Annotated in this window: 21 protein-coding genes; 12 read left to right on the top strand and 9 right to left on the bottom strand. The window is 63.5% G+C overall.

From position 1 onward, the window contains the following. Positions 1-16 precede the first annotated feature (16 nt). The 11 genes from QZ634_RS06590 (at position 17) to QZ634_RS06540 (ending at position 10,068) form a co-directional block, all read left to right on the top strand. Positions 17-499 carry a S26 family signal peptidase gene (locus QZ634_RS06590; RefSeq protein ID WP_291986588.1) on the top strand — a complete coding sequence of 161 codons (483 nt, stop codon included), beginning with the start codon at positions 17-19 and terminating at the stop codon, positions 497-499. Between the two features lie 43 nt (positions 500-542). Next, on the top strand, positions 543-842 hold the full coding sequence (locus tag QZ634_RS06585) for a hypothetical protein (protein WP_291986586.1): 300 nt from the start codon (positions 543-545) through the stop codon (positions 840-842). A gap of 3 nt (positions 843-845) precedes the next feature. Continuing rightward, positions 846-2,909, top strand: coding sequence for a MobH family relaxase (gene mobH / locus QZ634_RS06580; RefSeq protein ID WP_291986584.1), 2,064 nt, complete (start codon positions 846-848; stop codon positions 2,907-2,909). Between the two features lie 108 nt (positions 2,910-3,017). After that, complete coding sequence (gene traW / locus QZ634_RS06575; protein ID WP_291986582.1) at positions 3,018-3,647, top strand: type-F conjugative transfer system protein TraW; 630 nt, start codon at positions 3,018-3,020, stop codon at positions 3,645-3,647. After that, complete coding sequence (traU, locus tag QZ634_RS06570) at positions 3,631-4,644, top strand: conjugal transfer pilus assembly protein TraU (RefSeq protein WP_291986580.1); 1,014 nt, start codon at positions 3,631-3,633, stop codon at positions 4,642-4,644. Before traW ends, traU begins: the two co-directional genes overlap by 17 nt. A 4-nt stretch (positions 4,645-4,648) precedes the next feature. Beyond that, on the top strand, positions 4,649-5,359 hold the full coding sequence (gene trbC / locus QZ634_RS06565) for a type-F conjugative transfer system pilin assembly protein TrbC (protein WP_291986578.1): 711 nt from the start codon (positions 4,649-4,651) through the stop codon (positions 5,357-5,359). Then, a complete protein-coding gene (locus tag QZ634_RS06560) occupies positions 5,356-6,552 on the top strand; it encodes a hypothetical protein (protein WP_291986576.1) in 1,197 nt (398 codons plus the stop codon). Before trbC ends, QZ634_RS06560 begins: the two co-directional genes overlap by 4 nt. Beyond that, on the top strand, positions 6,552-8,627 hold the full coding sequence (locus QZ634_RS06555) for a conjugal transfer protein TraN (protein ID WP_291986574.1): 2,076 nt from the start codon (positions 6,552-6,554) through the stop codon (positions 8,625-8,627). Before QZ634_RS06560 ends, QZ634_RS06555 begins: the two co-directional genes overlap by 1 nt. Before the next feature lie 82 nt (positions 8,628-8,709). Further along, positions 8,710-9,144 carry a hypothetical protein gene (locus tag QZ634_RS06550; protein WP_291986572.1) on the top strand — a complete coding sequence of 145 codons (435 nt, stop codon included), beginning with the start codon at positions 8,710-8,712 and terminating at the stop codon, positions 9,142-9,144. Between the two features lie 22 nt (positions 9,145-9,166). Then, positions 9,167-9,460: an HU family DNA-binding protein gene (locus QZ634_RS06545; protein WP_291986570.1), complete on the top strand. Its 294-nt coding sequence runs from the start codon at positions 9,167-9,169 to the stop codon at positions 9,458-9,460. 383 nt (positions 9,461-9,843) lie between these two features. After that, positions 9,844-10,068 (top strand): AlpA family transcriptional regulator, encoded by a 225-nt coding sequence (locus QZ634_RS06540; protein WP_291986568.1) that lies wholly within the window; start codon positions 9,844-9,846, stop codon positions 10,066-10,068. A 56-nt stretch (positions 10,069-10,124) separates the two neighbouring features. Here the strand turns inward: QZ634_RS06540 and QZ634_RS06535 are convergent, their stop codons facing one another. The 7 genes from QZ634_RS06535 to QZ634_RS06505 form a co-directional block, all read right to left on the bottom strand. Beyond that, entirely contained in the window at positions 10,125-11,357 is a 1,233-nt protein-coding gene (locus QZ634_RS06535) for a site-specific integrase (RefSeq protein WP_291986566.1), read from the bottom strand. A 293-nt stretch (positions 11,358-11,650) separates the two neighbouring features. Further along, complete coding sequence (locus QZ634_RS06530; RefSeq protein ID WP_291986564.1) at positions 11,651-17,428, bottom strand: PilC/PilY family type IV pilus protein; 5,778 nt, start codon at positions 17,426-17,428, stop codon at positions 11,651-11,653. Between the two features lie 30 nt (positions 17,429-17,458). Continuing rightward, complete coding sequence (locus QZ634_RS06525; protein WP_291986563.1) at positions 17,459-18,079, bottom strand: hypothetical protein; 621 nt, start codon at positions 18,077-18,079, stop codon at positions 17,459-17,461. Beyond that, complete coding sequence (locus QZ634_RS06520) at positions 18,070-19,092, bottom strand: PilW family protein (RefSeq protein WP_043565420.1); 1,023 nt, start codon at positions 19,090-19,092, stop codon at positions 18,070-18,072. The genes QZ634_RS06525 and QZ634_RS06520 overlap by 10 nt, the downstream gene beginning before the upstream one ends. A gap of 39 nt (positions 19,093-19,131) precedes the next feature. Next, positions 19,132-19,581, bottom strand: coding sequence for a type IV pilus modification protein PilV (pilV, locus tag QZ634_RS06515; protein WP_291986560.1), 450 nt, complete (start codon positions 19,579-19,581; stop codon positions 19,132-19,134). Next, positions 19,581-20,156, bottom strand: coding sequence for a GspH/FimT family pseudopilin (locus tag QZ634_RS06510; protein WP_043565421.1), 576 nt, complete (start codon positions 20,154-20,156; stop codon positions 19,581-19,583). Before QZ634_RS06510 ends, pilV begins: the two co-directional genes overlap by 1 nt. Positions 20,157-20,161: 5 nt before the next feature. Then, positions 20,162-20,608 carry a type IV pilin protein gene (locus QZ634_RS06505; protein WP_291986558.1) on the bottom strand — a complete coding sequence of 149 codons (447 nt, stop codon included), beginning with the start codon at positions 20,606-20,608 and terminating at the stop codon, positions 20,162-20,164. Between the two features lie 196 nt (positions 20,609-20,804). Here QZ634_RS06505 and QZ634_RS06500 point away from each other — a divergent pair, with 196 nt between their 5' ends. Then, positions 20,805-21,644 (top strand): TonB family protein, encoded by an 840-nt coding sequence (locus QZ634_RS06500; RefSeq protein WP_291986556.1) that lies wholly within the window; start codon positions 20,805-20,807, stop codon positions 21,642-21,644. A 42-nt stretch (positions 21,645-21,686) separates the two neighbouring features. Here the strand turns inward: QZ634_RS06500 and ispH are convergent, their stop codons facing one another. Next, positions 21,687-22,610, bottom strand: coding sequence for a 4-hydroxy-3-methylbut-2-enyl diphosphate reductase (gene ispH, locus QZ634_RS06495; RefSeq protein WP_043565424.1), 924 nt, complete (start codon positions 22,608-22,610; stop codon positions 21,687-21,689). 8 nt (positions 22,611-22,618) lie between these two features. Then, complete coding sequence (locus QZ634_RS06490; RefSeq protein ID WP_291986553.1) at positions 22,619-23,080, bottom strand: FKBP-type peptidyl-prolyl cis-trans isomerase; 462 nt, start codon at positions 23,078-23,080, stop codon at positions 22,619-22,621. Positions 23,081-23,113 lie beyond the last annotated feature (33 nt).

The following is a 23,113-nucleotide window of genomic DNA, read 5'->3' as shown; positions in this document are numbered from 1 at the left end:
CCGATACAGTGGCGGCATGTCCATTCGCCTTTTCGAGCTCCTGGGACGCTGGTTTCCACTGTTCCTCTGGGTCATCGCCGCCCATTTGGCGTTTGGTCGCGCCTATCTGCTGGCCTGGAACATCACTGAAAGCCTTCCCGGCACGCTCTTCGTGGTCGAGAAAGAGGTCATGCCAGCGCGTGGTGAGCTGATGGCCTTTCGGTGGGAGAACACCTGGCCCTATCCGCGTGGGAGCCTGTTCCTCAAACGCCTGATCGGTTTGCCCGGCTCGCTGGTCACCGCGACAGGCCGAGCCTTCTTCGTCGATGGCGAGCCGGTCGGTCGTGCCAAGGAGCGTGCGAGGACCGGTGAACCGCTGGAGATCGGCCCGGTCGGCACTATTCCCGACGGGCGCTACTACGTTGCCGGCTCACACCCGGACAGCCTCGATTCACGCTACCGGCTGACCGGCTGGGTGAGTCGACCGCAGGTCGTCGGGAAAGCGCATCGGGTTTTCTGACGTGCGACGCACCGGGCCTTGGGGAATCCTCCGCGACTCCGCCGTGCGCGAGATCGCCCAACGCTTAAAGCGCCTGTGGATCGCCGTCCTCCATCAGGCGGTCGAGGATGCGAAGGGCAACACGCGATCGGCCGAGAAGTCGGCTAGTAGCGTCGAAGGCCTGCAGCGGGACGCACTGATCTGGATTTTTCATGACCGGTCCAGGGCAGGCAATTCGTTTCGCGCGATCTGCGACCTTCTTGATATCGACCCCGATCAGGCGCGCCAGCACCTTCGCCGTGCACCTGCGATTCGGCGCGGCTTGCGCCGAGCCCGGCTGGATGTGGGCCAAGGGGAGGGCTAACCGATGCTCGGTTTTATCAGGAAAGCGATTCGGTGGGATCGGCAGGACCAACAACCGGGCGCAGGCCTTCCCTCGACTCCTCCAACGGAGCTGGCCAGGGAAGACGACGAAATCCCACGCTACCCGCCGTTCATGAAGGGCCTGCCGGCAACCCACCCGGACAAACTCATCGAGACGCAGCGGGGGCTGATCGACCAAATCCGCGAAGCCGGCCTTGCGTCGTCGGAGATCTTCGAGCGGTTCTATCGGCAGTCGTTGCGTCGCTTTGCCTCCTATGCCCACCTCCTGCCGGCCAGCCAGACCCATCATCATCGGGGGGCAGGTGGGCTGCTGCGTCACGCGGCCGAAGTCGCCCTGTGGTCGCTACAGTCCGGCGATCGCGTGCTTCTCCCCGGAGAGCAGGCCCCGCGACGTCGCCGCGAACTCCAACCACGGTGGCATCTGGCGGTATTCCTCGCCGCCCTTTGCCACGACGTCGGCAAGCCGGTCACCGACCTGGTCGTCACCAGCCGGGATGGCGCGCTGATCTGGAACCCCTTCGTCGAAGACCTCTACGGCTGGGCCAGCCGGCATCAGGTGGATCGCTACTTCCTGCACTGGCGCGAAAATCGTGGCAAGAAGCACCAGGCCATTTCCGCCTTGATTGCCGAACGCATCATCAGTCCGCAGGGTCTGGCCTGGATCGCCGCGGGTGACACCGAGTTGGTGCTGTGGATGATGGAAACGATCAACGGCTCACCCAGCGCCGAGAATCCGATTCACGATCTCGTCATTCGCGCGGATCAGGCCAGTGTCGAGCGCGACCTGCGCAGTCTTGGCGTCGCGTTCACCGGCTACGAGATCGGCCTGCCGGTCGAACGTTTTCTGGTGGACATCATGCGCCGGCTGGTTCGTGAGGGAACCTGGGGAGTCAATCAACCGGGCTCGCGACTCTGGCATATCGATGGGCATCTCTACCTCGTCTGGCCGGCCGCCGGCGAGGAAATCGCCGCACTGATTCATCAGGAAAAGATCCCGGGCTTGCCGAGAACGCCGAACAGCCTCCTCGATATGCTTGTGGAACGCCAGTTGGCCAGTGTCCGCGAGGATCGTGCCGACGGCCATCGCTTCTGGGTGATCGCCCCGGCGGTGCTGGCCGAGAAGATCCCGAACATCCGACTGACGGCGATTCGGCTTCGCGATGCGGCGCTGCTTGTGGAGCCCGCACCACCGTCCGTACCGGGAAGGCTCCTCGACCAGGAGGAGGCCGTACCCGAGCCGGCCGACCTTTCGGCGCCAAAGTTGTCTCCCGCCGTGAAACTACGCGCTTCACCTGAACAGGGTCGGTTGCCAGAGACGCCTGCCCAGCCCGAGTCCACGCCCAACGCACCAGCGGCACCCACCGATCAGCTCGATGGTGCTGTGGGTGAAGCGCTGCAGGCGCTCGCCCGGGACATTCAGACCGGCAAGAAGTCTGCCGAGACCTTGATCCACATCGACCCCTCCGGCGTGTTGTGTCTGAAGTGGCCGGATGCACTCAGCAGTTGTGGCCTGGACGGCAAAGCGATTCTCGACGAGTTGTCGCACCGAAACTGGCTGGCGGTTGACCCGCTGTCGCCTTTTCGGAAGGTGACCGAGATCGAGGTCGGGCACGGCCAATCGTGGAAAGTGATTCGTCTGCAGCCGGCGATCAAGCAGCTCATGGCCATCGGAAGGCTTCAGCAAGCACCTTCCCCGGTAGCCCCTCCAGTAGCCGCATCGGTTCAGAAATCCACCCCGATCACTGGCAAGACCGAGACCCCCGATGAAGACGAGCGGCTGAACCTGATCCAGGGCATTGTCGCCACCTTGCGCGAAGGCGTGAGGGCAGGCCTACTGCCATCAGAGCGTGAGGGTGCCTTCACCTGGATTCCCTCCCGCCAGGCCGAGCCCCTGCTGGTCGAGCGACTGCAGTTGGCGAGGATGCAGATCCTGCGCCTGGGGAGCGTCGTCCCGGACGTGTTCTTGTGTCAAACGAGAAATCGGGCGCATTGCTACCGAATCCCGGTCCCGCCCGCTGGCGACGGCAGCCAGAAGCGGAGCGCGTAGCGCCGCTGACACGCCGGCAACGGTCGCTGAATGCACCGAGGCGAAATGCGTCCGGGAAAGCCGCATTTCGAAATCCACAGCCGCAGGTGGCAGACCAGAATCGGCCCCATGTCGACTCGCGCCCCACTGCCGTTCTTTGCCCTGCTGCTCGCGGCCTCACTGCCCATCGCACACGCCGAGGATCTCGGTGTCGTCGGGCCGACTTACGACATTGCCGAACCGGATCTGCTGGAAGCCATCGGATCACGTCTCAAACACATGGAGAAGACCGGCGAACTCGCCAGGAAACAGAACGAACACCGTGATCGCGTCGTCGCGGCCGTCGAGAAACCAGCACCCGTCGCCGGGCTCACGGCCACCGTTACCAGGCGCAGTTTTTTCATCGACCCGACGTGGATTCTCGACCGCGACATCCGCAACGCCGAAGGCGCGATCCTGTTCGCGCGCGGACTGAGTGTGAATCCCCTCGACCATGTTTCGCTGCGTGAACGGCTCGTTTTCTTTGACGGGCGCGACCGCCGACAAGTCGCCTTTGCACGACAGGCGTTGGCGAGCCCCGAAGGCGGCGCCAAACCGATTCTGGTCGCCGGTGAGCCCCTGGCACTGATGCGCTCGTGGAAGCGGCGCGTCTTCTACGATCAGGGCGGCAGCCTGACCCGCCGCCTGGGCATTCGTCAGGTGCCGGCGGTGGTCAGTCAGGAAGGCAAGAGGCTAAGGGTCGATGAAGTTCGTCCGTGAGTGCGTTCTCCTGCTGCTGTTGGCGCTGGCCATTGGGCGCGCCGGACCAGCCTTGGCGACGCCAACCTGCACCGGCCGCTTCGCCAATCCGATCACCGATATCTGCTGGCGCTGCATGCTGCCGATCCGCTTCGGCGGCCTGGAGTTGCTCTCGATGGGACAGGAAGACACGCCGAATCCCGGCGGCTCACCGCTTTGTGCCTGCCCCTCCCAATTGCGGGTGGGTTTCAAGGTGAGTTTCTGGGAGCCGGTCAGGCGAGTCGATGTGGTGCGCCGTCCGTTCTGCCTGACCAGTCTCGGCGGACTCGAACTCGATCCCGGGTTCGATGCGCCCCGCGGCTCGCGTTTCAGCCAGGACAGCACGTCGACCTCGTCTTTCTATCAGGTCCATTGGTACGTCGATCCGGTCATCTTCTGGCTGGAAGCGATCTTCGACAACGCCTGCCTGGAGCGGGGCGGTTTCGATGTCGCCTATCTCACCGAACTGGATCCGATGTGGCACGACGACGAGCTGACCTTCATCCTCAACCCCGAGGTCGCGCTGTTCGGCAATCTGGCGGCCCGCGCGGCGTGTGCCGCCGATTGCGCGGCGGCCACCGCCGGCTTCCCGCTCAACACCCTGTTCTGGTGTGCCGGCTGTCAGGGCAGTCTCTATCCGCTGAACGGCAATGTGCAGGCCCATATCGGTGGCGTCCAGGCATCGAGTCTGGAAATGACTCGCCTGATCGCCAAGATGCACCGGGAAGGGCTGATGTGGGCGGCCTCCGGTGACGACGGACTCTGCGCCTACTACCCGCAGCCGATCATGGACAAGACGGGCTACAAGTATCACATGCTCTATCCGATTCCCCAGACCGCACAGATTGCCGGGAAATGCTGCCAGCCGCTGGGGCGATCGACGATCCTGTGGGGCGCCGGGCGCGAGTTTCCCTTCGAGGGCGAGGACTTTGCGTACATGGTCTTCCGTAAACGCAACTGTTGCCAGGGCGCGTTCTGAGGCCATGAGCAAGCGATCACGGGTCCTGCTATCGGCGCTTTGCCTCGGCGTCAGCGCCTGGAGTGGGCCGATGACTTTCGCCCTGGCTCAAGTCCTAGGACCCGCGGACAGCGAGCTGCGGGCTGCCCGCGAGCGCATGGGCTCTCTTCTGGACGCTGTCGAGGTGCCGAAGGCCACTGGCCGTCCGACGGTTCCTGATCCGATCAAGCTGCCCCAGCCCGCGACCACGGGACCTGACATTGCGCGGATGGCAGCAACCTACCGGCAAGCCGCGCCCAGCTCGGCAGCGGGCAAGGACGTCCCGGAGTTGATGGTGTTTGTTTCGTTTTCGTTGCCGAAGGAAACGCTGCAGCGCATCGTCAGCCAGGCGGAAAAATCCGGCGCCGTCTTGGTCCTGCGCGGACTTCACGGGAATTCGCTCACGCGCATGGGTGAGGAGATCGCGCGACTGGTAGGCGACCGTAAGGTGACGGCGATCCTTCATCCACCGGCCTTCAAGCAGTTCAAAGTACGGCAGGTGCCGGCGCTGGTACTGGCGCGATCCGGCCAGGCGTCGAAGATCGGCGAAGACGGCTGCGCCCCGGTGTCGAGCTTCATCCGCGTCGACGGCGATGTCACGCAGGACTACGCGCTCGATCTCATCGAGCGACAGGCGCCGGCGTGGGCGGCAGTTGCGCGCCGCTATGCGGCAAGACTCTCGGGGTCGCGGCCATGAGCAGGCGGTGGGGCTTCTTTACTGCGCTGCTCCTGGCGAGCCGTCTCTGGGCGCAAGGCGATGCTGCGAGCAGCGCGTTTGCCGAGGGTAAAGCGCTGGGCGCCGGCACGATCGACAGCGCCTTTCAGGCAATAGGCAACGGCACTGGCGCCGCGACGGTGCCGGGGTTCGGACTGAACACCCCCCAATCGCAGGTATTCCAAGCGGGACAGGGTCAGTTGTCGGGACCGGGTACGGCCAAGATCATCGACTGCGCCAACCAGGCCCCTGAAGTGGATTCCTACCGGCGGCAGGAGTGTGACGCCGTCAATTTCGTGGCCCGCAATCCGGCGGTACGACCGGCGTTCTCGATCGATCGCACCAACGATCCGCTGATCAGTCGCGCCCGGGCGCTGGCCCGCAATCCCTCGACGAGCGGTACCGGCATCGCCGCCGGGAATCCTGCTGAACCGTGCCGGGTGGTCACCGAGACCCAGCCCGCGTCGTTCAGCCGGGAAACGTGCAACGACTTTCGGCCGGTGAGCAGCGCTTTCTGTTCGACCGCGCGACAGATCAGCGTCGATCAGCATCACCGCTACCAGTGCGTCGAGCAGATGCAATCGGTGAGCAATGCCTCGTGCTTCATCGGGCAACAGATCGCCGTCGATACGCGTTACCGCTACCAGTGCAATCAGACGGTGCAGGGCTACGAATCGCTGAGTTGTCGGCGGGGTGTTTCCGTGACCGTCGGGTTTGGCCAATGCACTCCCGGTGCCTGGCTTGGACGCGCGGCGTTTGTCGATTGCGGCCACTGCGTCGATCCGTACATGGCGATGAACATCTTTTGCGGCAGCGATGGTCGATCGTACGAAGTGGAACCCTACCGTTCCAGCGACGGCGCCAATCGCTTCGACTACCGGACACTGGGCTCTTTCTGGGATGGCAGCTACGGCCGTTTCCCGGTGGCGGTCGCGCCGGGTCAATCGGTCAGCGATCACTACGTCAGCGATCTGGGTTTTGGCTGTCATCTCTACGTCTATTTCAGCGTCAGCTGCAGCGCGACTACCTGTACGCCGTCAGTGCGCAACGTCAGCGCCAATTGCAGCTCTGCCGGCGGCAGCGGCACCGGGGCGGCGTTGCAACTGCCGATGTCCTCGACGGTCAGCAGCTGGCGGTCGAGCGAGTGCGCCAGCTTGCAGCAGCGAGCGCAGTGATGAAGACGTTCCTTGCGATGCTGTTCGTCATGACGCTCACTGGCAGGGCGATCGCCGGCGATTGTCAGCTGGCGAGTTCGACCTGTGTCGATAGCACCGCGAGCAAGACGATCTCCGGCATCGTGGTGACGTTGGCACAGGCCGGCGGTTGCTGGGAATACCAGGACACCTATACCTGCCTCAAGCCCGAGGCGATCGACTACTGTGCCGCACTGGCTACGGCCGCCTGCGGGCAGATCGGCTCAACCTGCAGCGATGCCGCGTTCAATGGGACGTGCAACACGTATACCAAGACCTTTCAGTGCGGCACCGACCAGGGAGAGCCGAGCAACACTCTGCGCTTGAGTAATAGCTACACGCTGCTCACCGATGCTCCCGACGCCAGTGCCTGCAGCAGCCACGCGCAGAACGCGCGCTGCCGGCTGGCGGCGCATGTCTGTGTGGATTCGACGCCGTGCAAGCTGGATGCCAGTGGGGCGACGGTCTGCCTTGCCGGCGTCACGCCGCCGGAAGGTGGGCTGAACTCGACGGCGACCTGTTGGCGCTATCAGGACGACTATTCGTGTATTGCCGACGACCCCCTTGATTACTGCGCAGCGATCAAGGCCACCGAGGGTTGCTCGCTGGTCGCTTCAACGTGCGACAGCACCGCCTTCGACGGTTCGTGCAATCAATACACGCGCGAGTATCAGTGCACCAATCTATCGGCGGTAACTAACCCGCCGACGGTCGTGCCACTCGACACCTCGTACACCATCAGCTCGAACACGCTCGACACCAGCGGCTGCACATCGCTGTCGGCAAGCAGCAACTGCGTCCATGCCGCGCGCACCTGCACGGACAACACGCCTTGCAAGACGATCAAGGGCCTGCAGGTCTGCCTGGACATCGTCTCGCCGCTGCCGGAAGGCGCCCAGGGTGCGGGCGATTCCTGCTGGGCGTGGTCGGAGGACTACACCTGCGCCGCCACAGCGTTGAGCGATGACTGCCAGGAGCTGATCGACCGGGGATGCACCCAGGTGGGCAGCGATTGTGTTGACCGCTTGTCGTCGGGTGCTTGCGACCTGAACGAGCGCAGCTACTCGTGCCAGACCTCGCCAGCGGTCGAAACGCAGCGCACGGTGTGCGATCAGGCGGCGTTCTGTCAAGGTGGTGGCTGTTTCGACACCAGCCATCCGGCCGATCAGGATTTCGGCAAAGTCCTCGCTACGCTGGAGGCGGCACGAGAAGCGGGGGTCTACGGGGGCGATCAGCGGCTGTTCACGGGCGTCACGGAGCAGTGTCGCAAGCGACTCTTCGGTCTGGTGAACTGCTGCAAAAAGGGCGGCGGTCGTGCGGCGAAAAGCAACAACGCGCTGATGTCGGCGGCGATCCAGGGGGGGTATGCCGGTGGGCAGCTGGCAGTGAACGCCGGCAGCAAGTACGTCTTCGATTTCATGTATCCGCAATACGCCGGCTATCTCGAAGCGGGCGCGAAAGCGATGATTTCGTCCGAGGTGCTGTTTACACCGACGAATTTCCAGCCGTCGTTCAGTTTCTATGGGCTGACCTTGTCCACGGGGACGATGACCAGTGGCCTGCTCGGTGGACCGATATTTTCTATCGGGTCGCTGGGCAGCTTCAATTTCTACTTCGATCCTTACTCGTTGGCCGTGGCGGTGGCTCTCGAGTTGCTCTCGGACCTGCTCTCGTGTGAGCAGGCCGAGCAACTGCTGGCCATGCACCGGGATGCCAATCTGTGCGTCGCGGTCGGCTCCTTCTGTTCGGCCCGGGTGCCGATCATCAGGACGTGCATCGAACAGACCCAGTCGTATTGCTGTTTCAACTCGCGCCTGGCTCGATTGATCAATGAACAGGGCAGGGGGCAGGTCGGCAAACCCTGGGGCAGCGGCAAGCATCCGGACTGTTCCGGATTCACCCCCGCGGAGTTCGAACGGCTCGATTTCTCGCGCATCGACCTGGGCGAATTCATCGCGGAAGTCACGGCCAGCGTCCGCCTACCCACTGCGTCGTCGATCGGGCAGAACGTCCGGGGCACCGTCGAGCAGCGCGTCAATAGCTACTACAACCGGTGATGACTGAGCACGCCTCTTTTTCCCGGGAAGCACGCGCTGCCTTCGGACAAGTGGGTGGTGTGGATTCTCTCGGGGAAATTCGATGAAAGTCCTTCCGAAAACTTTTGCGATGGTGTTGTCCGTGCTGGGTCTGCTGGGCACCAGCGACGTTGTTGCTGCGGACTTGAAGCAGCATCTGATCGCGGCGATCGATGCGCCCGATGGGCGGTCCGATGGCGATTTGAGTGGGCGGATGGGGGAGTTCTTCAAAGGGCAGACGCGCTCGTCTGCGCCGGTGCGGGTTCAGGTCAGAACACTGAGGAAGTTTGCCGAGGCCGGTTGTGCTCGCCTGGAGGCCATGCTGATCCAGGACGAAGTGCCGACCAAGGACGGCAAGCGGATTCCATTTGCCGTTCGCTACGAGATCAATCTGTGTCGTGACGGGCAGCCACCGAGCGAAGGGATCGACCTCGATGCGGCGTCGCGCGTGCTTTCGGGTGAAACGCCGGCAATGATGAGAGAATCGGGCCCTCACTGACCAACAAACGGAGAGTAACTCGATGAACAAGTCCGAGCTGATTGAAGCGCTGGCGAGTAAAGCTGATCTGTCGAAGGTGGCCGCGGGCCGTGCCGTCGATGTTCTGCTTGAAGAAATCGTGGCAGCCGTCGCCAACGGCGATTCGGTGACGCTGGTGGGCTTTGGCTCTTTCAAAGCGGTACCGCGCGCGGCTCGCGAAGGTAAGAACCCGAAAACTGGTGCGAAGCTCAGCATTGCCGCCACGACGGTGCCCAAGTTTTCTGCGGGTGCCGTCTTCAAGCAAGCAGTGGCTGGCAAGGGCAAAGCCAACACCTAAGGGGTTCGCATCTTGCCGTAGCCACCTGATGTCCGGAAAAAGATGATCAGCGAGCGTCGCGCTCTTTGCCTTGAGAGTGAGCGCCAGGCTGCGTCAGCCACTGCATGTCGTAGGCCTGCAGACCGATTTTCAACTCGCTCGGCGCGGTCAAATGACGCTTGCTGCGAGTAGTTCGCAAGGACACCGCTGCTCGATCGACCGCATCCCTCGTAGAGCGATTGCCCTCCACCAGTCACCGCCAGCGTCCCGCGACGTGCGAAATACGCTCGAAAAATTCGCATTTCGGCACCGTGCTGCTCTCGTCGTCGTACTAGAGTCGACTCATGGAATCGATTCTTGGCGCGGATGAATCTGGTCCGTCAGACGGAGCGTGAGGTGATGCTATGAATCAACGGTTGATACGTCTTCCCCAAGTCAAGTCCATGGTAGGACTTGGTCGATCGTCGATCTACGACAAGATCAAGCGGGGCGAATTTCCGAAACAGATCAAGCTCGGGCGCTCGTCCGGATGGGTCGAGGCTGAGGTGCAGGTGTGGATCAGCGAACAGATCCGGGCGAGTCGGCCGGAGTCGCCTCGGTCCGTCGAGTACCAGCGGGCGTCGCGTTAGCAGGTGCTTTCTCCGCAAGGATTCTTCCATCTTGCTGCGTAGCGGGCTGCACGCTGTCAGGTGGTGGCTTTTCCTCGAACGGGTGTGACCGGTTTCGCGCTCGGCGTAATCGCGCAGAAGTCGCTCCATTCTTGCATCAGCATCGTCCGCTTGTCGAGCAGGTCGCCGCGCCGGTAGGCCGCCTCCACCTTGTCTGGCAGACTGTGCGCCAGCGCATGCTCGCACACCTCCCGCGGGAAGTTCGTCGATTCTGAACACCAGTCGCGGAAAGTCGATCGGAAACCGTGGACCGTGATGTCGGCGCGTCCCATTCGTCGCAGTACCGCGGTCAGGCTCATGTCAGACAGGGGTTTGCCTTCTCTGGCTCCGGGAAAAACCACATCTCCCAGGCGCGGCAGTTCTCTGAGTAGAGCGATTGCGCTGCTGGATAAAGGAACGCGATGTTCCTTCTCGGCTTTCATTCTCTCGGCGGGGATCACCCATAGGGCAAGCTCCAGGTTGATCTCAGCCCAGATTGCGCCGCGCACCTCACCAGAACGCGCGGCCGTCAGGATGGCGAACTCGACGGCACGTGCTCCCATGCCGCCCTGTTTCCGCAATCCCGCCATGAATACCGGCGTCTCTGCATAGGGCAGGGCTGGATGATGCACGACTTTCGCGACTCTAGAGGGAGGAGCGAGCAGATTTTCGAGATGCCCGCGCCAGCGTGCAGGATTCTCACCCTGGCGGTAATTGCTGCTTGTGGCCCAATCCAGGATTGACTCAATGCGGCCGCGAACCCGAGAAGCAGTCTCGGTCTTCTTGGTCCAAATCCCGGACAGGCATTTGATTACAAGGTTGGTGTCGATGGCTGCGACCGACAGCTCGCCGATCACGGGATGGACGTAGCTTTGCAGGGTACTCTCCCATTGAGCAGCGTGTTTGGCGTTCTTCCAGCCGGCCCGGTGCGTTTCGATGTATTGCTCGGCGCATTGCTTGAAGGTGATTGCGCGCGCATCGTCAAGACGCTTCGTGAGCTTGGCAGCCTTGCGCTCGTCTATTGGGTCCTTACCTTGGAAAAGCTGCTTTCGGCATTCGGCCGCGTGGCTTCTGGCCTCCGTCATGTTCATCGCGTGTGTTGGCCCCAGTCCCATGGCTCGCGCCTTACCATTAAGCATGAAGCGGAAAATCCACGACTTGGCGCCAGTCGGCCCGATCTGCAGATACAGGCCTGCGCCATCGGGATACAATCCTCGCTTGCTTGCCTTTGAAACCGCTAACGGCGTTAGCCTCTTGATGGTCCTGGCCATTGAATTGACCCACAAAATGACCCACAAACTATAGCCGGATTCTGGCACGCTGTCGAGGATGGCGGCGGAAAAAACAACTATTAACGCATTGATATTTATAAATAATGTGGACTTCTGTGGATGGCGACGGACGCGCTGGCGGCGGACGCTCTCTCCGCCAGTGAAAAAACCGCTGGCCCTGCTTCCCAGGGCCTGCGGTTTTTTTTTTTCGCCTGATGTGGCCGCTTCGTAGCCGTTCCGCTGAGCGGAAAAGCCGACTCGCTGCTTTTCCGCTCTTTCAACCCCGTGCCGGACTACTGCTCGGTGACCAGTTCGCGCCAGGACACGCGACGGGTATCGAGTGGGGTCGCCGCTGTTGGTACGGGCGTGCTGACGGTGCTCGGCGCGTCGGTGCGAACCAGGGCCCTGATTGTGCCGTCCAGCAGGCGGACGATGCTTGGCGAGGCGCTGAGGTAGTCGCCAAGGCGCCGCGCCGCCATGCCATCCGTTCCTTCGACGGCTGCACCGCTGCGGTAGTCAAGGTAGTAGGCGAAGCTTACGCCGACCGGTCTGCAGGCCCCTACGGTTGGCGTGTTGGTGTTGAAGGCCAGGGTGCCAAGCTGCAGGCGCATTTCGGTATTCACGCGTTCGCCGAACACCGGAAAGTCGATGTACCAGCCGTCGTGAGTGTTGAAGTCAACGGCGTTGTTCGAACTGGTCACGATTGAATCGCCACTGGTGCAGTAGGCGTTGCCTTCCGGACAGGTGCCTGCGGTTAGCGTTTGGGCAACGAAAGTTCCCGGCGTGGGTATCGTCTGGGCAGGCGTCAGGGGACGTGGGCTGCCATAGTCGCTATCCAGGAGGCGGTCCTTGATGGCGTACATCGACTGCTTCTGGGTTGTCCCCAGATCATCCGAGCCGAGAAGCTGTCCGGTGGCGACAAACACGACCGGGTGGCTACTGACCTTGCCCAGTTCCGGTTTGGTGGTGATCGGCTGCGCTACGCCGTCCGCATCCTTCAGCGTAGCCAATCGCTGGGCGTCGTAGACCGGTGGGTCGGCGACCAGCGGTATGTCGCCATTCACATCAAAGCGCCACAGGTTGCCGAACTGGTCGCCACCATAGATACGCTGGGTGGTGTTGTTGTTGTCCGGGAAGTTGGCCCAGGCGCTGATTCGCGACAGGCCGCTCGGTGTCGTCGTATCGCCGACGCCGGTGCTGATCGTGCGGATCAAGGCGCCGGTACTGGCGTTCAGAACGAACAGATGTCCGCCGCCGTCGCCGGGGGAGATGTTGTTGTACCCGGAGGTCACCATGACTACCCAGGTTCCATCCTTGAGCTTGCTGATCACCGGGTTGCCATAGCTGTAGCCGAGGTTCTCGTTGGTGTCCTTGGTGAACTCCCACAGGGCTTTTGGCGCGACCGGATTGGTGACGTCCAGGGCGTAGTAGCCACGGCCACCATTGTTCAGGCCACCGACCAGGATCGTCTTCCACACTGCGCTCGAGGTCCCACAGTCGCTGATGCAGATATCGCCCATCACCGGCGTGCCATCGACGGTGAATTGGTGCGCGCCCTCGAGGTGGTAGCTCTTGTCGGCAAGTTTTGCCAGCCTGGGGATGACCACGGCAGGGATGTAAGCCCATTCTTCGGCGCCGCTTGCGGCATTGAAGGCGTGCAGCATGCCGTCGTTGGCGCCGATATAGATCATCCCCGTCCGCGTGTGGTTGGCGGTCCGGAAGGCGCCGTACTGCGCGTCGGCGTAGTTCCACGGCGAAGCCTGCACGTACGCGGCCTCGGAGCCAACGATGTCGCCGAGAATGTGCGTCCGCTGCCGGAAGTAAGCGGACGTGTCGATAGCTGATCCCTGGTTGCTGGTGTCGCCACGCAGGAAGTTCACCAGAGGTTCACCGCTGGCAGCGGTTTGTGTCGTCGCCGTCAGGCAGATCGTGCCGGTCGAACAGAATTGCGACAGGTTGCCGGCCAGCGCGTCGGTCGCAAAGTAGGCCCGTTGCGCATTAGTGAGGTTGGCCCAGGTGAAGAACTTCAAGTTGTTGGCCGCGTCGGCGACGCTTTCGCCACCCGGATTGAAGGTGTAAATCTTGCGGCTGGCATAGCCGTCGGTGGCCACCTTGTTATCCAGCCTTTCCCTTGCAGACCACCCCGGAGAGGCGTGAGCTTCCCCTTCTGCGGGGAGCGCCGAGAGGGCCCCGGTGCTGCCGTTGATCGTTCGCTTGACCACGTCTCCGGACCACTCCCCGACCTTGAACGACACCTCGAAGAAGCCATTGGCGTCGGCGACGAGGTTGGGGCTGACGACCGCAACTGCGGCCAGCGCACCGGCCTGGATTTCGATGTTGGACAGGGCGTCGCTGATCCCGGCGGCCAGCGTCGAAGGGTCGGAGGCGCTGAAGTAAATGCCTCGGCCATTGACGGCGGCGTGCCACAGGTCGTCGATGTTGGTCTGCTTGTCGCTCTCCGGTTTTGGCCAGTTGCAGGGGCCACTTCGTTGCCACGGGCAGACGCCGGTGCTGGGATCGGCGGTAAGTCCTTCCCGGATGCTGTAAAAATCACCCGATGTTTCCGCCCGCGACAGGTAATTGGAGTTGTACTGCATCAGCCCGGAGGCGCCCAGTCCCAGCGTATAGGTGGTCATGTGCTGGCCGGTCGGTTGCGCCTCGGGATCGTTGTAGCAGACGTCGTTGAAGCTGGTCACCCCACCCGCGACGACGGGCCCGCCGGAGCAGCTGCCGGGGATCGTGACACTATCGCGCAAGTCGGTTTTCCAGTAGTACTCGGCGACGTCGGCGAGCGTGTCCGGTGTGGCGCCCAGCGATGCCACATCGCAGGCGATCTGCAGATAGTTGTTGCCGGCAACGGGGTCCTGGCGAGTGCATTGCGCAACGTTGGTTGGACCGCTCCTGTCGGTGCGGCAGGTTGTCCCGACGCCGCCGTTGGTTGCCGCGTCAGGCAGCTCTTCAACGCAGGTGTCGGGCGGGACGAAGTCCACCTGCGGGGGGGGAACGGTGAGGGCGCCGCAAAGCGTGATCAGACCGGTGTTGCTGGTGCCTGGTGTACATCCGTTGGTATCCCTCCAGTCGCTGATCAATCGCGTTGAACACCGGACCGCGACAGCGGGCCGATCCGACTGCGGAGCCGCGGTGCAGGAATTCGCATCGGCCCAGCCGCTCCAAGCGGTGTATTGACACTGCCTGGCATTCGGGACCAAAGGCAAAGCAGGAGTCGTGGCCGTGCAGCTGGAGGTGGCCGTCCAGTCCGTAAAGACGTACTGACAGAGCGTCGTGGCGCTGGGGACGCAGGTCGCGGCGTTGTTGTAGCCCGTCCAGACCTGCTGACACTCCCTGGCAACCCCTTGCCCGGCTGATTGAGGGACCGGCGTGCACGAGCCGACCTGGGTCCAGGGGCCCCAGTCGGTGTAGAAACACTGCGTCTGGATTGCGCCGCTGCTCACCGGGGTGCACGAGGAAACCGCTTGCAGGGTGCCGTTAACCTGGCACTCCACCGGTGGCGGGGTGGCGGAGGAGACGTCTCCGGTGGGCGCGGCCACGGGGACACAGGAAGGGTTATCGGTCCACCCGGTCCAGGCGCCGAATTGACAGAGGACCGAGTTTGCGACCGGTGTGCAGCCCGAAGCGTCGGCGGTCTGCCAGGCCTGGGCCCAACTCGTCTGGCAGTTCCGGGCGACGACCTGGGTGAAGCTTGGCCCGGTCGATTGTGGCTGGTTCGTACAGCTTCCGGGTCCGGACCAGGCTGTCCACCCGCTCCAACTGCTATACCAGCAGATCTCGGTGGCCGATTCGTTGCACGTGGTTGTCGCGTCCTGCCCCTGGGACCAAACCATCGGGCAGGTAACGACACGGTCGACGGTGTAGTTCGGGCCGCTGGACGGCGTCCCGCTGGCGGTGCAGCTGGTCACGTTGGTGGTAGACGGTGAGCTGTAGCGACACTGTGAATCGGTGGTATAGGTGGTCGTCTGGCTATCCGTTCCGGGGTTGTTGATGCGCGTGCCGCCGCTGATCGTCGAGCAGGCGGATACGGCCGTCCAGCCGGTCTGGGCCAGCGTCTGGCAATCGACGCGGTTGGTCCCGTTGGTGACGGGTGTACAGGAAGCGACATCGCTCCACGCGCCGAACGAGGTTCCGCCATTGCTCGAGGTACGTTGCTGGACCTGCGTCAGCTGCTGCTGGAGGAGGGATGTCACCATCTGGAGCTGGCCTGTCGCGCGCCGAAGCTGCGAGGTCTGCACCTCGACCCGGTCCCTGCGGATGATTTCGAGAGTCCTGGTTCTGCTCTGTAGCGGACCGGTCCTGCGCTGCAGAAGGGAGGTCCTTTCCTGCCAGACGTAGTTGTTGGCTTGCAGGATGCTGTTGGTGCGCGTCTGCAGTTCGGAGGTCCGCGCGCGCGTCTGCTCAATTCTGGTGTGTGACTGGGTGGCCAGGGTTGGCGTCCGGGTCCGCGTCGTCTGCGTTCTCGTTTCCTGATCCTGCGGACCGCCACCATCGAGTTGCGGTCGCTCCTCGAGTCCCGGGCCGTCCTGATCGCCGATCGCGGAAGCCCCGTCCCAGCGGAAGCCGGCACCCTCGTTCCAGTAGCCGTCGGTTGACAGGATGGTGACGTTCTTCTGGCAGTAGTACTGAACCGGATCGACCACGGCCACCCCGTTGAACGTGCTGCCGTTCAGCTGCCCCGAATAGAGGCGGCCTGCGTTCGACAAGGCGACGCGCAGAGGCGTGTTGCGGTTGGGAACGGCGGCAAACAACTTGTCGTACCAGGCCCTTTTCTGGGCGGCGGTGAACGACTCGATGTTCTGAAAGTCCGAACCGGTATTGTTGTTGATCGACATGTAGCCGATGCGCTGCCGCTGGTCGGTGGGCTCAAAGGACAGGCTGGTGGCCGTTTTCATCGTTTGCATGCGCGTGCGGTAATACGCCCACCAGTTCGCGTAGTTGGTCATTTCTTCCGCATAGGTGCAGGTGGTGTCCCCAGCACAGTCGGTGCGCTTGTCGCCCTTGGGATAGCTGGTGACGGTCGGGTAGATGATCGTCAGCAGGTTTTCGCCGGGTGCCAGATTGCTGCCGGGCCGGGCAAAACTGGTGGTCGTGAACGACATCGCGTTCGCGTTACTCTGGGTAATTACCGGTGCTGTGCTGTTGTTCAGGGGCGAGGTGACGGTTACGACCCTGCCCGCGGAGACTGCGCGGTAGCCCGCGACTTGACAGGCGCCACTGAGCGCGAAGGAGCAGTCGTTGATTCTGCTCGCGATGTTGGCGGCCATCGTCGTCGAGTTGCTGGTCCCCGTGGTCGCCGCCGAGAGGATGATCCGGCCGTCGACGGTAACGTTGGTGACCGACGTGTTGCTGTTGCCGCTGATGGTGATCGTACTCGTGCGCGGCGACGGCATGCGCGGAAAATCGTACGAGACATTGGTCGCCGTCGCCGGCGGCGGCGGGCTGGGTTCGATCTGCGTTGCCTGGCACGTGCCGTCAGCGGGAGCGGCGGCGACGGCATCGGCGGCGGTCCTGCACCAGCGAAGCCGCGCCGGAAACGGATAGGCGTCGCTCGCCGCGCTGGCGGCGACGCACACCCTGAGGCTTCGATTGGTGCAGTATTCACCGACCACGGTCGCGAAGTAGTAGGCGTTACCGATCAGGTTGACCATGGCGGCGCTTTGCACGCCGTAGCCATCGTCCTTGACGGCTGTCCAGGCGCCGCTTTGCGCAGAGGTCTGGCTGGGGTAGGTAGTGGTGTCGGCTTCTCCGTCGGCAGTGAAATACTTCGGCGGTATGTAACGGACGGCGGGATTGTAGGCGATACCGTTGAAACCGGGGTTGCGGGTCCAGGAGAGGGGGAGGGGGCGTGCCGCGGTCGGCTCGGCCCAGTCCGGCAGGTACTCCTTGGTCATGCTCAGCGAGTCATCGAGGACGAACAGGATGTTGGTCGAGATCTCGATTGACGAGGCGCTGGACATCGGCGCGTTGGCGAGTTGAGTGGGCTGGGCCTGCGCACCGCGGGCAAGGATCAGCAGCGCTGCAGCGGCTATCGCACGCCATTTCAGTGAGTCGGATCGCATGGCAAACTCCTCGTGGGATCTCTGGTAGACCTACAGCGCAACGATCGTCTGGATGTAGGCGACGGTGTTGCGCGGCCCGCGAACGCGGGTGGTGATTCGGTAATAGACCTGGTTGTTGGTGATTGCGGTGACACTGCCGGCGCCGAAGCTGCCGCCGCTGTTGATCGCCGACGGTTGCGTCGCGCAGTTGGCCAGGTGCGGGGCCGTGTTGGCCAGCTCACACAGCCTGTGGACGACATAGGAAACGGTGTTGCCGGCGGCATCGACGGCCAGGTTGGCTGCCTGAGCACCCAGCGTATCGGTCCAGAACTGGTCCCAGGAGTTACCTGCAGGCGGGTCCTGACGGTTGGAACGGTAGCCATTGGCGGCATTGTCGTTGTGAAGATTCACGTCGCCCAGGGCATTGTGTAGCTGCAGCCAGCCGGTGAGCGCCTGTTCGGTACTCCGCTCGCCGGCATGCACGGCCGCTTGATGAAAGGACTGGTTGCCGGCAATCAGGTTGGCCGTATCGACCGAGCGAATGAGTGCCACTCCGGCCAGGGTCAGGGCGACCAGGATGATCAGCGCGACGAGCAGAACGACACCGCGCTGGCGGCTGAGGGGGGCGCCGGCGCAGGCTTGGCGGAGGTGGGGGCTTGGCCTTAGGTACATGTTCCCATCCAGGGCAGGTTGCGAATCGGAATGATGGTTTCAAAGACCTTGTAGCGGTAGTTCTGCCAGTTCCCGGCTGCGCTCAGATCGATCGCCGCACCCGCGCTACCTACCCAAGTCGGCGCCGCGGCGGTGATCTGGTCGCGATCGACCTGGCTGTTGCGGGCGACGATGGCGATACGCAGCGCTGAAGTTCTCGCCCAGAGACAGGCCAGAGTCGCCTGGTTGGCGTTCGCCGGGGTCGTTTGATCCCACGAATCGACACCGCTCACGGCCGTCGAGGCGTGCCCGTACTGCGCGCGCAGGCTGACGATGTTGTTGGCGATGGCCACGTAGTTGGTCGCCACGCTGCAATTGGCGGCGAGGTAATCACAGACCGTAAGGTTGCCGCCGCGTACGGCGTAGGCGAGGAATCTCGGGTTGGCGCCGAGATTGAACAGCGTGCCGCCATCGACGGCACCGCTCGCGTCGGTGACCGTGACGTTGGGCGCTGTCGGTGCACCATTCACCGCCGCCAGGGTGAAGGTGCAGCCCGCTGTGGGCGCTGACGGCGCAGCCAGCACGCGCTGCCCGTTGGCGTAATTCGTCGCCGTCTGTACCGCCAGTTGCAGGCCGTTGACCGCGGTGATCACGTCGCCCTCCGGCGGGCCCTCGTTGCTTCCGTAGGCGATCAGCAAGGTATCCGTGTTGGCATCGCCCGCCGGGACGTCGGCGGTCGGCGGATTGACGATGACCGGCGCCAGTTGCCCAAGCGTACGGCTGGCCGGAGCCGGAAGGACGAGAGGACAGCCGAAGGCGTTGACCGCGTTGAAGCCGTAGCCGCCCTGGCGTATGTCGCGCTGTAGTGCATAGAGCGCCATGGCGCCATTGCTTTGCGCGTCACCGCTACCGGTCGTGGCGCGCCGCTGGCCCTCGGCTGCGGCGAAGACCTGCATCATGATGATCAGGCCGAGCATGCCGATGACCATGGCGACCATCACTTCAACCAGCGTGAAGCCTTGCTCGCGCGGCATTGTCGTTGGCGGGAGAGGTGATTGCGCTTTCATGATCGGCTAGGGGTTCCTGACGACTTGCGAAACGACGACGTGACGGTGCCCGGGTGCGTCGGCGGCCATCTCCGGGGTGCGCCAGAAGAGAGTGATCTCGACCACTCCGGCACCGTCGACGGTCACCGTCGGCAGGGTCGAAACGACGCCCGACGATGCACCGACCACGCCGGGCAGGCCTTCGTCGTCGGAGACCTCGGCAAGCCAGGCGTTGTAGGCTGCGCCATCGGTCGCGAAAACGCTCAAGTCGCCATTGCTCACCCACATGCGCCCGATCAGGCGGTTGGCCAGCAGGGCTGCGTCGGTACGGTACTTTGCGTCGCCAGTGAGCTTGATCGACGTGGCCTGCAGGGCGACCAGCGACAGGATGCCCAGCGAGAAGACCAGGATCGCAATCAAGGCTTCAAGCAGCATCACGCCTGCCTGTTCCCGGGGAAGTTTCGAGTGTTTGTTCATCAGCATGCCTGAGCGTCGCCAGCGGGCAAGGCCGGATCGCACATGCGTATCTGGCCGCCGATCGAGACCTCGACGCGCAGGCAGCGCACGGGACCTCCGGCAGCGGCGCAGGCTTCGCCCGCAGCGCTGGTGAAATTGATGGCAATGTTGCCGCCGGGCAGGGGAGTGGGACGACCGAGGCCATTGAAAACCACCGAAGACTGCCCTGCGGCCACCGTCGTCGCTGCGCCGCCGCTTTCAGCGCCCCGACGCAACTGGATGATGCGTGGTGCGGTGTCGTCGGACGGATCGACGTTGCACTGGCCGACCGGTGAGTCGACACTGACGATCCAGTTGGGGCCGGCGGTGCTCAGCGCGCAGGCGCCGGTGGTGGTATCCACCAGATAGAAACCGACCGTCGTATTGCGGCGCACGGCCTCGGCCCGGGCCAGCTGAAGGCCGTTCAGTGCCGATTCGGCCGTCGTGCGTACCCTGGCGTTGCGCATCCAGTCGCTGAACGCCGGAATGCCGAGGCCCATCAGTATGCCGAGAATTGCCATGCCGACGATCAGTTCGATCAGGCTGAAACCGCGCATGGCGTTCAACAGCCACCTCTACCGGTGACCCAGCAGGCCAACGGTGCCGTTCCCCAGCCACTCTGGACGGCGGTCGTCGCCTTGACGTTGGCGTGAGTGAGTGTGTAGGTGAAACCGGTCATCGAACTCTTGCCGGTAGCGGTCAAGGTATAGGTGGCGGCGGTGAGCGTAGGGCAGGAGAAGTCGAAGTAGCGGCTGGAGGTGGTGTCGTTGCTGCAAGCGGGCGAACTGACCTCCGGGTCGACACCGGCCGCGGCGCGGAAATACGTATGATTGTCCTGAAAGAACTGCTCCATGCGTACCCGCTTTTCGGACAGCCCGGAGGTGGCCTGGGTGATCCGCGAACGGGTCAGGTAATCGGCGTAGTTGGGAATGGCGATGGCAGCCAGGATGCCGATGATGATCACGACGATCATGATCTCGATCAGGGTGAAGCCAGCGTGTCTTTTCACAGCGTTTTCTTTCCTCAAGGACGGCAAGATCGGGCGGGCGGAACGCAAAGGCAACTGCTGCCATCATAGTCGAGGGTCACCGAGGTGCCAATGCGGGGCGATATACGGCGTCTTGCGGCGGACGAGTGGCAGCGCTGGTCTCGCGTCGGGCGCCTAGAATCCTGCTGCTGCCAGCTTTGGCATTCTCTTGCAGAGAGTGGATTTCTTGACATCGGTCTTCTCAGACAGCCTGGCAGGGTGGCCAGGGCGGCGGAAGCTGCCCCTGGCGCTGGGCGCGTCCCTGCTCCTTCATTTGGGCGCACTGGCGGTCCTGCAGTGCACGCTCGGTCCGGTAGCTGACGTGGCGCCGGCACCGGGCAGTGCGGCGACGGTGACGAGCGGCGTACTTCTCACCCTGCGCGGGTCGGCAACGCAGGGCACGCAGGAGAGCGCTGGAGCGCCCGAAGGCAGCGCCGGCAACGAAGCGACTGAAGCCGGCGCCACCCGTGCAGCGAGCGAACCAGGAACGATGGCCAGTGAGGGCAGCGAGCAGCCGGCGGCGACGCCGTCGGTCGAGTCGCCGGTCGCCGCGTCCGCAGCACCGCTCGTGGCGCGGGGCCAGCGCCGGCTGGCCGAGTCCTTGCCGCCGTACCCTGCGCAGCCGTTCTTGCCAGCCTTGCCAACCGGTCCTGGGTATTTTCGAACTTCCGAACTGACGGTTGCGGCGGCACTGCTTGACGAGCCCTTGATTGAGCCGCCCGATGACGGCGCTGGCGACGCGCTTCGTGGCGGCAAGGTGGTGCTGCGCGTCTTCCTTGCTGCCGATGGCGCGGTGATGCGCGTGGAAGTGGCGAGCAGCAGCCTGCCGCCGGCCTATGGCGACGCGGCGGTCGCCGCTTTTTCCCGCCTGCGCTTTCGCCCGGGTGAAATTCAAGGGGTTGCGGTCAGCAGCGAGAGCCGCTACGAGGTCGAGTTCAAAGGTGGCGAAGCCGGCAGCAGTCATGCCAGCGACCGCAAAGGTATCCCTTCGTCGGCTCTTGCGACGAAGCCTCAGTAGCAGCTGGGGGCGCGTCCGGCCATCACGGCGCGCAGGCCAGGCTCACCCCTGCAGCTCGCGCGGCAGCGCGAAAGTGACATTTTCCTCGGCGCCGTCAAGTTGTTCGAGCCTGCTGCTATCGCCCGCGGAGAGTCGATCGACGACGCTTTGCACCAATACTTCCGGTGCCGATGCGCCAGCGGTGACACCGACACGGTTGGCGCCACTGAGCCAGGCGTCGTCGATCTGTTCGGCGTGGTCGACCAGGTAGGCACGACTGCCGATCAGTTCCGCCACTTCGCGCAGGCGGTTCGAGTTGGAACTCGACTCGCTGCCGACGACGACGACCACGTCGCTCTCCCGGGCCAGTTGCTTGACGGCGTCCTGGCGGTTTTGCGTGGCGTAACAGATGTCGTCTTTCTTCGGGCCGATGATCGCCGGGAAGCGTTCCCTGAGCGCGGCGATGACCTGTGCGGCGTCGTCGATCGAGAGGGTGGTCTGGGTGACATAGGCGAGCCGGGCAGGTGTTCTTACTTGCAGTTGCCGCGCGTCGGCAACGGTTTCCACGAGGTACATGCCGTCACCACTTTGCCCCATCGTTCCTTCGACTTCGGGGTGTCCCTTGTGTCCGATCATGACGATTTCCCGGCCATCGTTGCGCATCCGCGCGACTTCCAGGTGAACCTTGGTCACCAGCGGACAGGTGGCGTCGAAAACCTTGAGGCCACGCCCTTCCGCCTCCTCGCGAACCGCCTTGGAGACGCCGTGAGCGCTGAAAATCACCGTGCTGCCGCTGGGTACGTCGGCCAGCTCGTCGACGAACACGGCGCCCTTGCTGCGCAGATCGTCGCAGACGAATTTGTTGTGTACCACTTCGTGGCGAACGTAAATCGGCGCACCGAATTTTTCGAGGGCGCGCTCGACAATGGCGATGGCGCGGTCCACGCCGGCGCAGAAGCCGCGGGGATTGGCGAGAATGATCTGCATGCTGGGCCTCACATGATGGCGATAATCAGGACTTCGAAGCGCACCGGTTTTCCGGCCAGCGGATGGTTGAAGTCGAAGATCGCGCTGCTGTCGGTGAGTTCGCGCAGGAAGCCGGCAAAGTCGCCGGCGCCGTCGGGCGAGCTGAACTCGATCAGCGAGTTTACCTTGAGTTCGACCTCGGGAGGCAGCGCGCTGCGCGCGATACGTTCGATAAGGCGTGGATTATGGGGGCCGAAAGCGTCTTCCGCAGGCAGCTCGAACACCCGGCGCTCGCCTGCTGCCAAGCCGATCAGACAGTTCTCGAGGGTTTCGGCAAGCTGGCCGCTGCCCATCTGCAGGGTCGCCGGCGAGAGATCGAAAGTGCTCACGTAATCGGTGTTTTCCAGGTCGGAGAGGCGGTAGTGCAGCGTCAGATAGCTATCGTGGCCGACGCTGAGTGCACTTTCCGGCGAGGTTGGCGAGTGTTTCATGCGCTTCCTGTCGTGGTTGCGGCAGCGCCGCGG

Origin of the sequence: Candidatus Accumulibacter sp. ACC007, assembly GCF_907163205.1 — a bacterium.
In the GTDB taxonomy this organism is placed as follows: Bacteria; Pseudomonadota; Gammaproteobacteria; order Burkholderiales; family Rhodocyclaceae; genus Accumulibacter; species Accumulibacter regalis.
The sequence above is the reverse complement of the archived record's forward strand: the minus strand, read 5'-3'. Positions and strand labels throughout refer to the sequence as shown.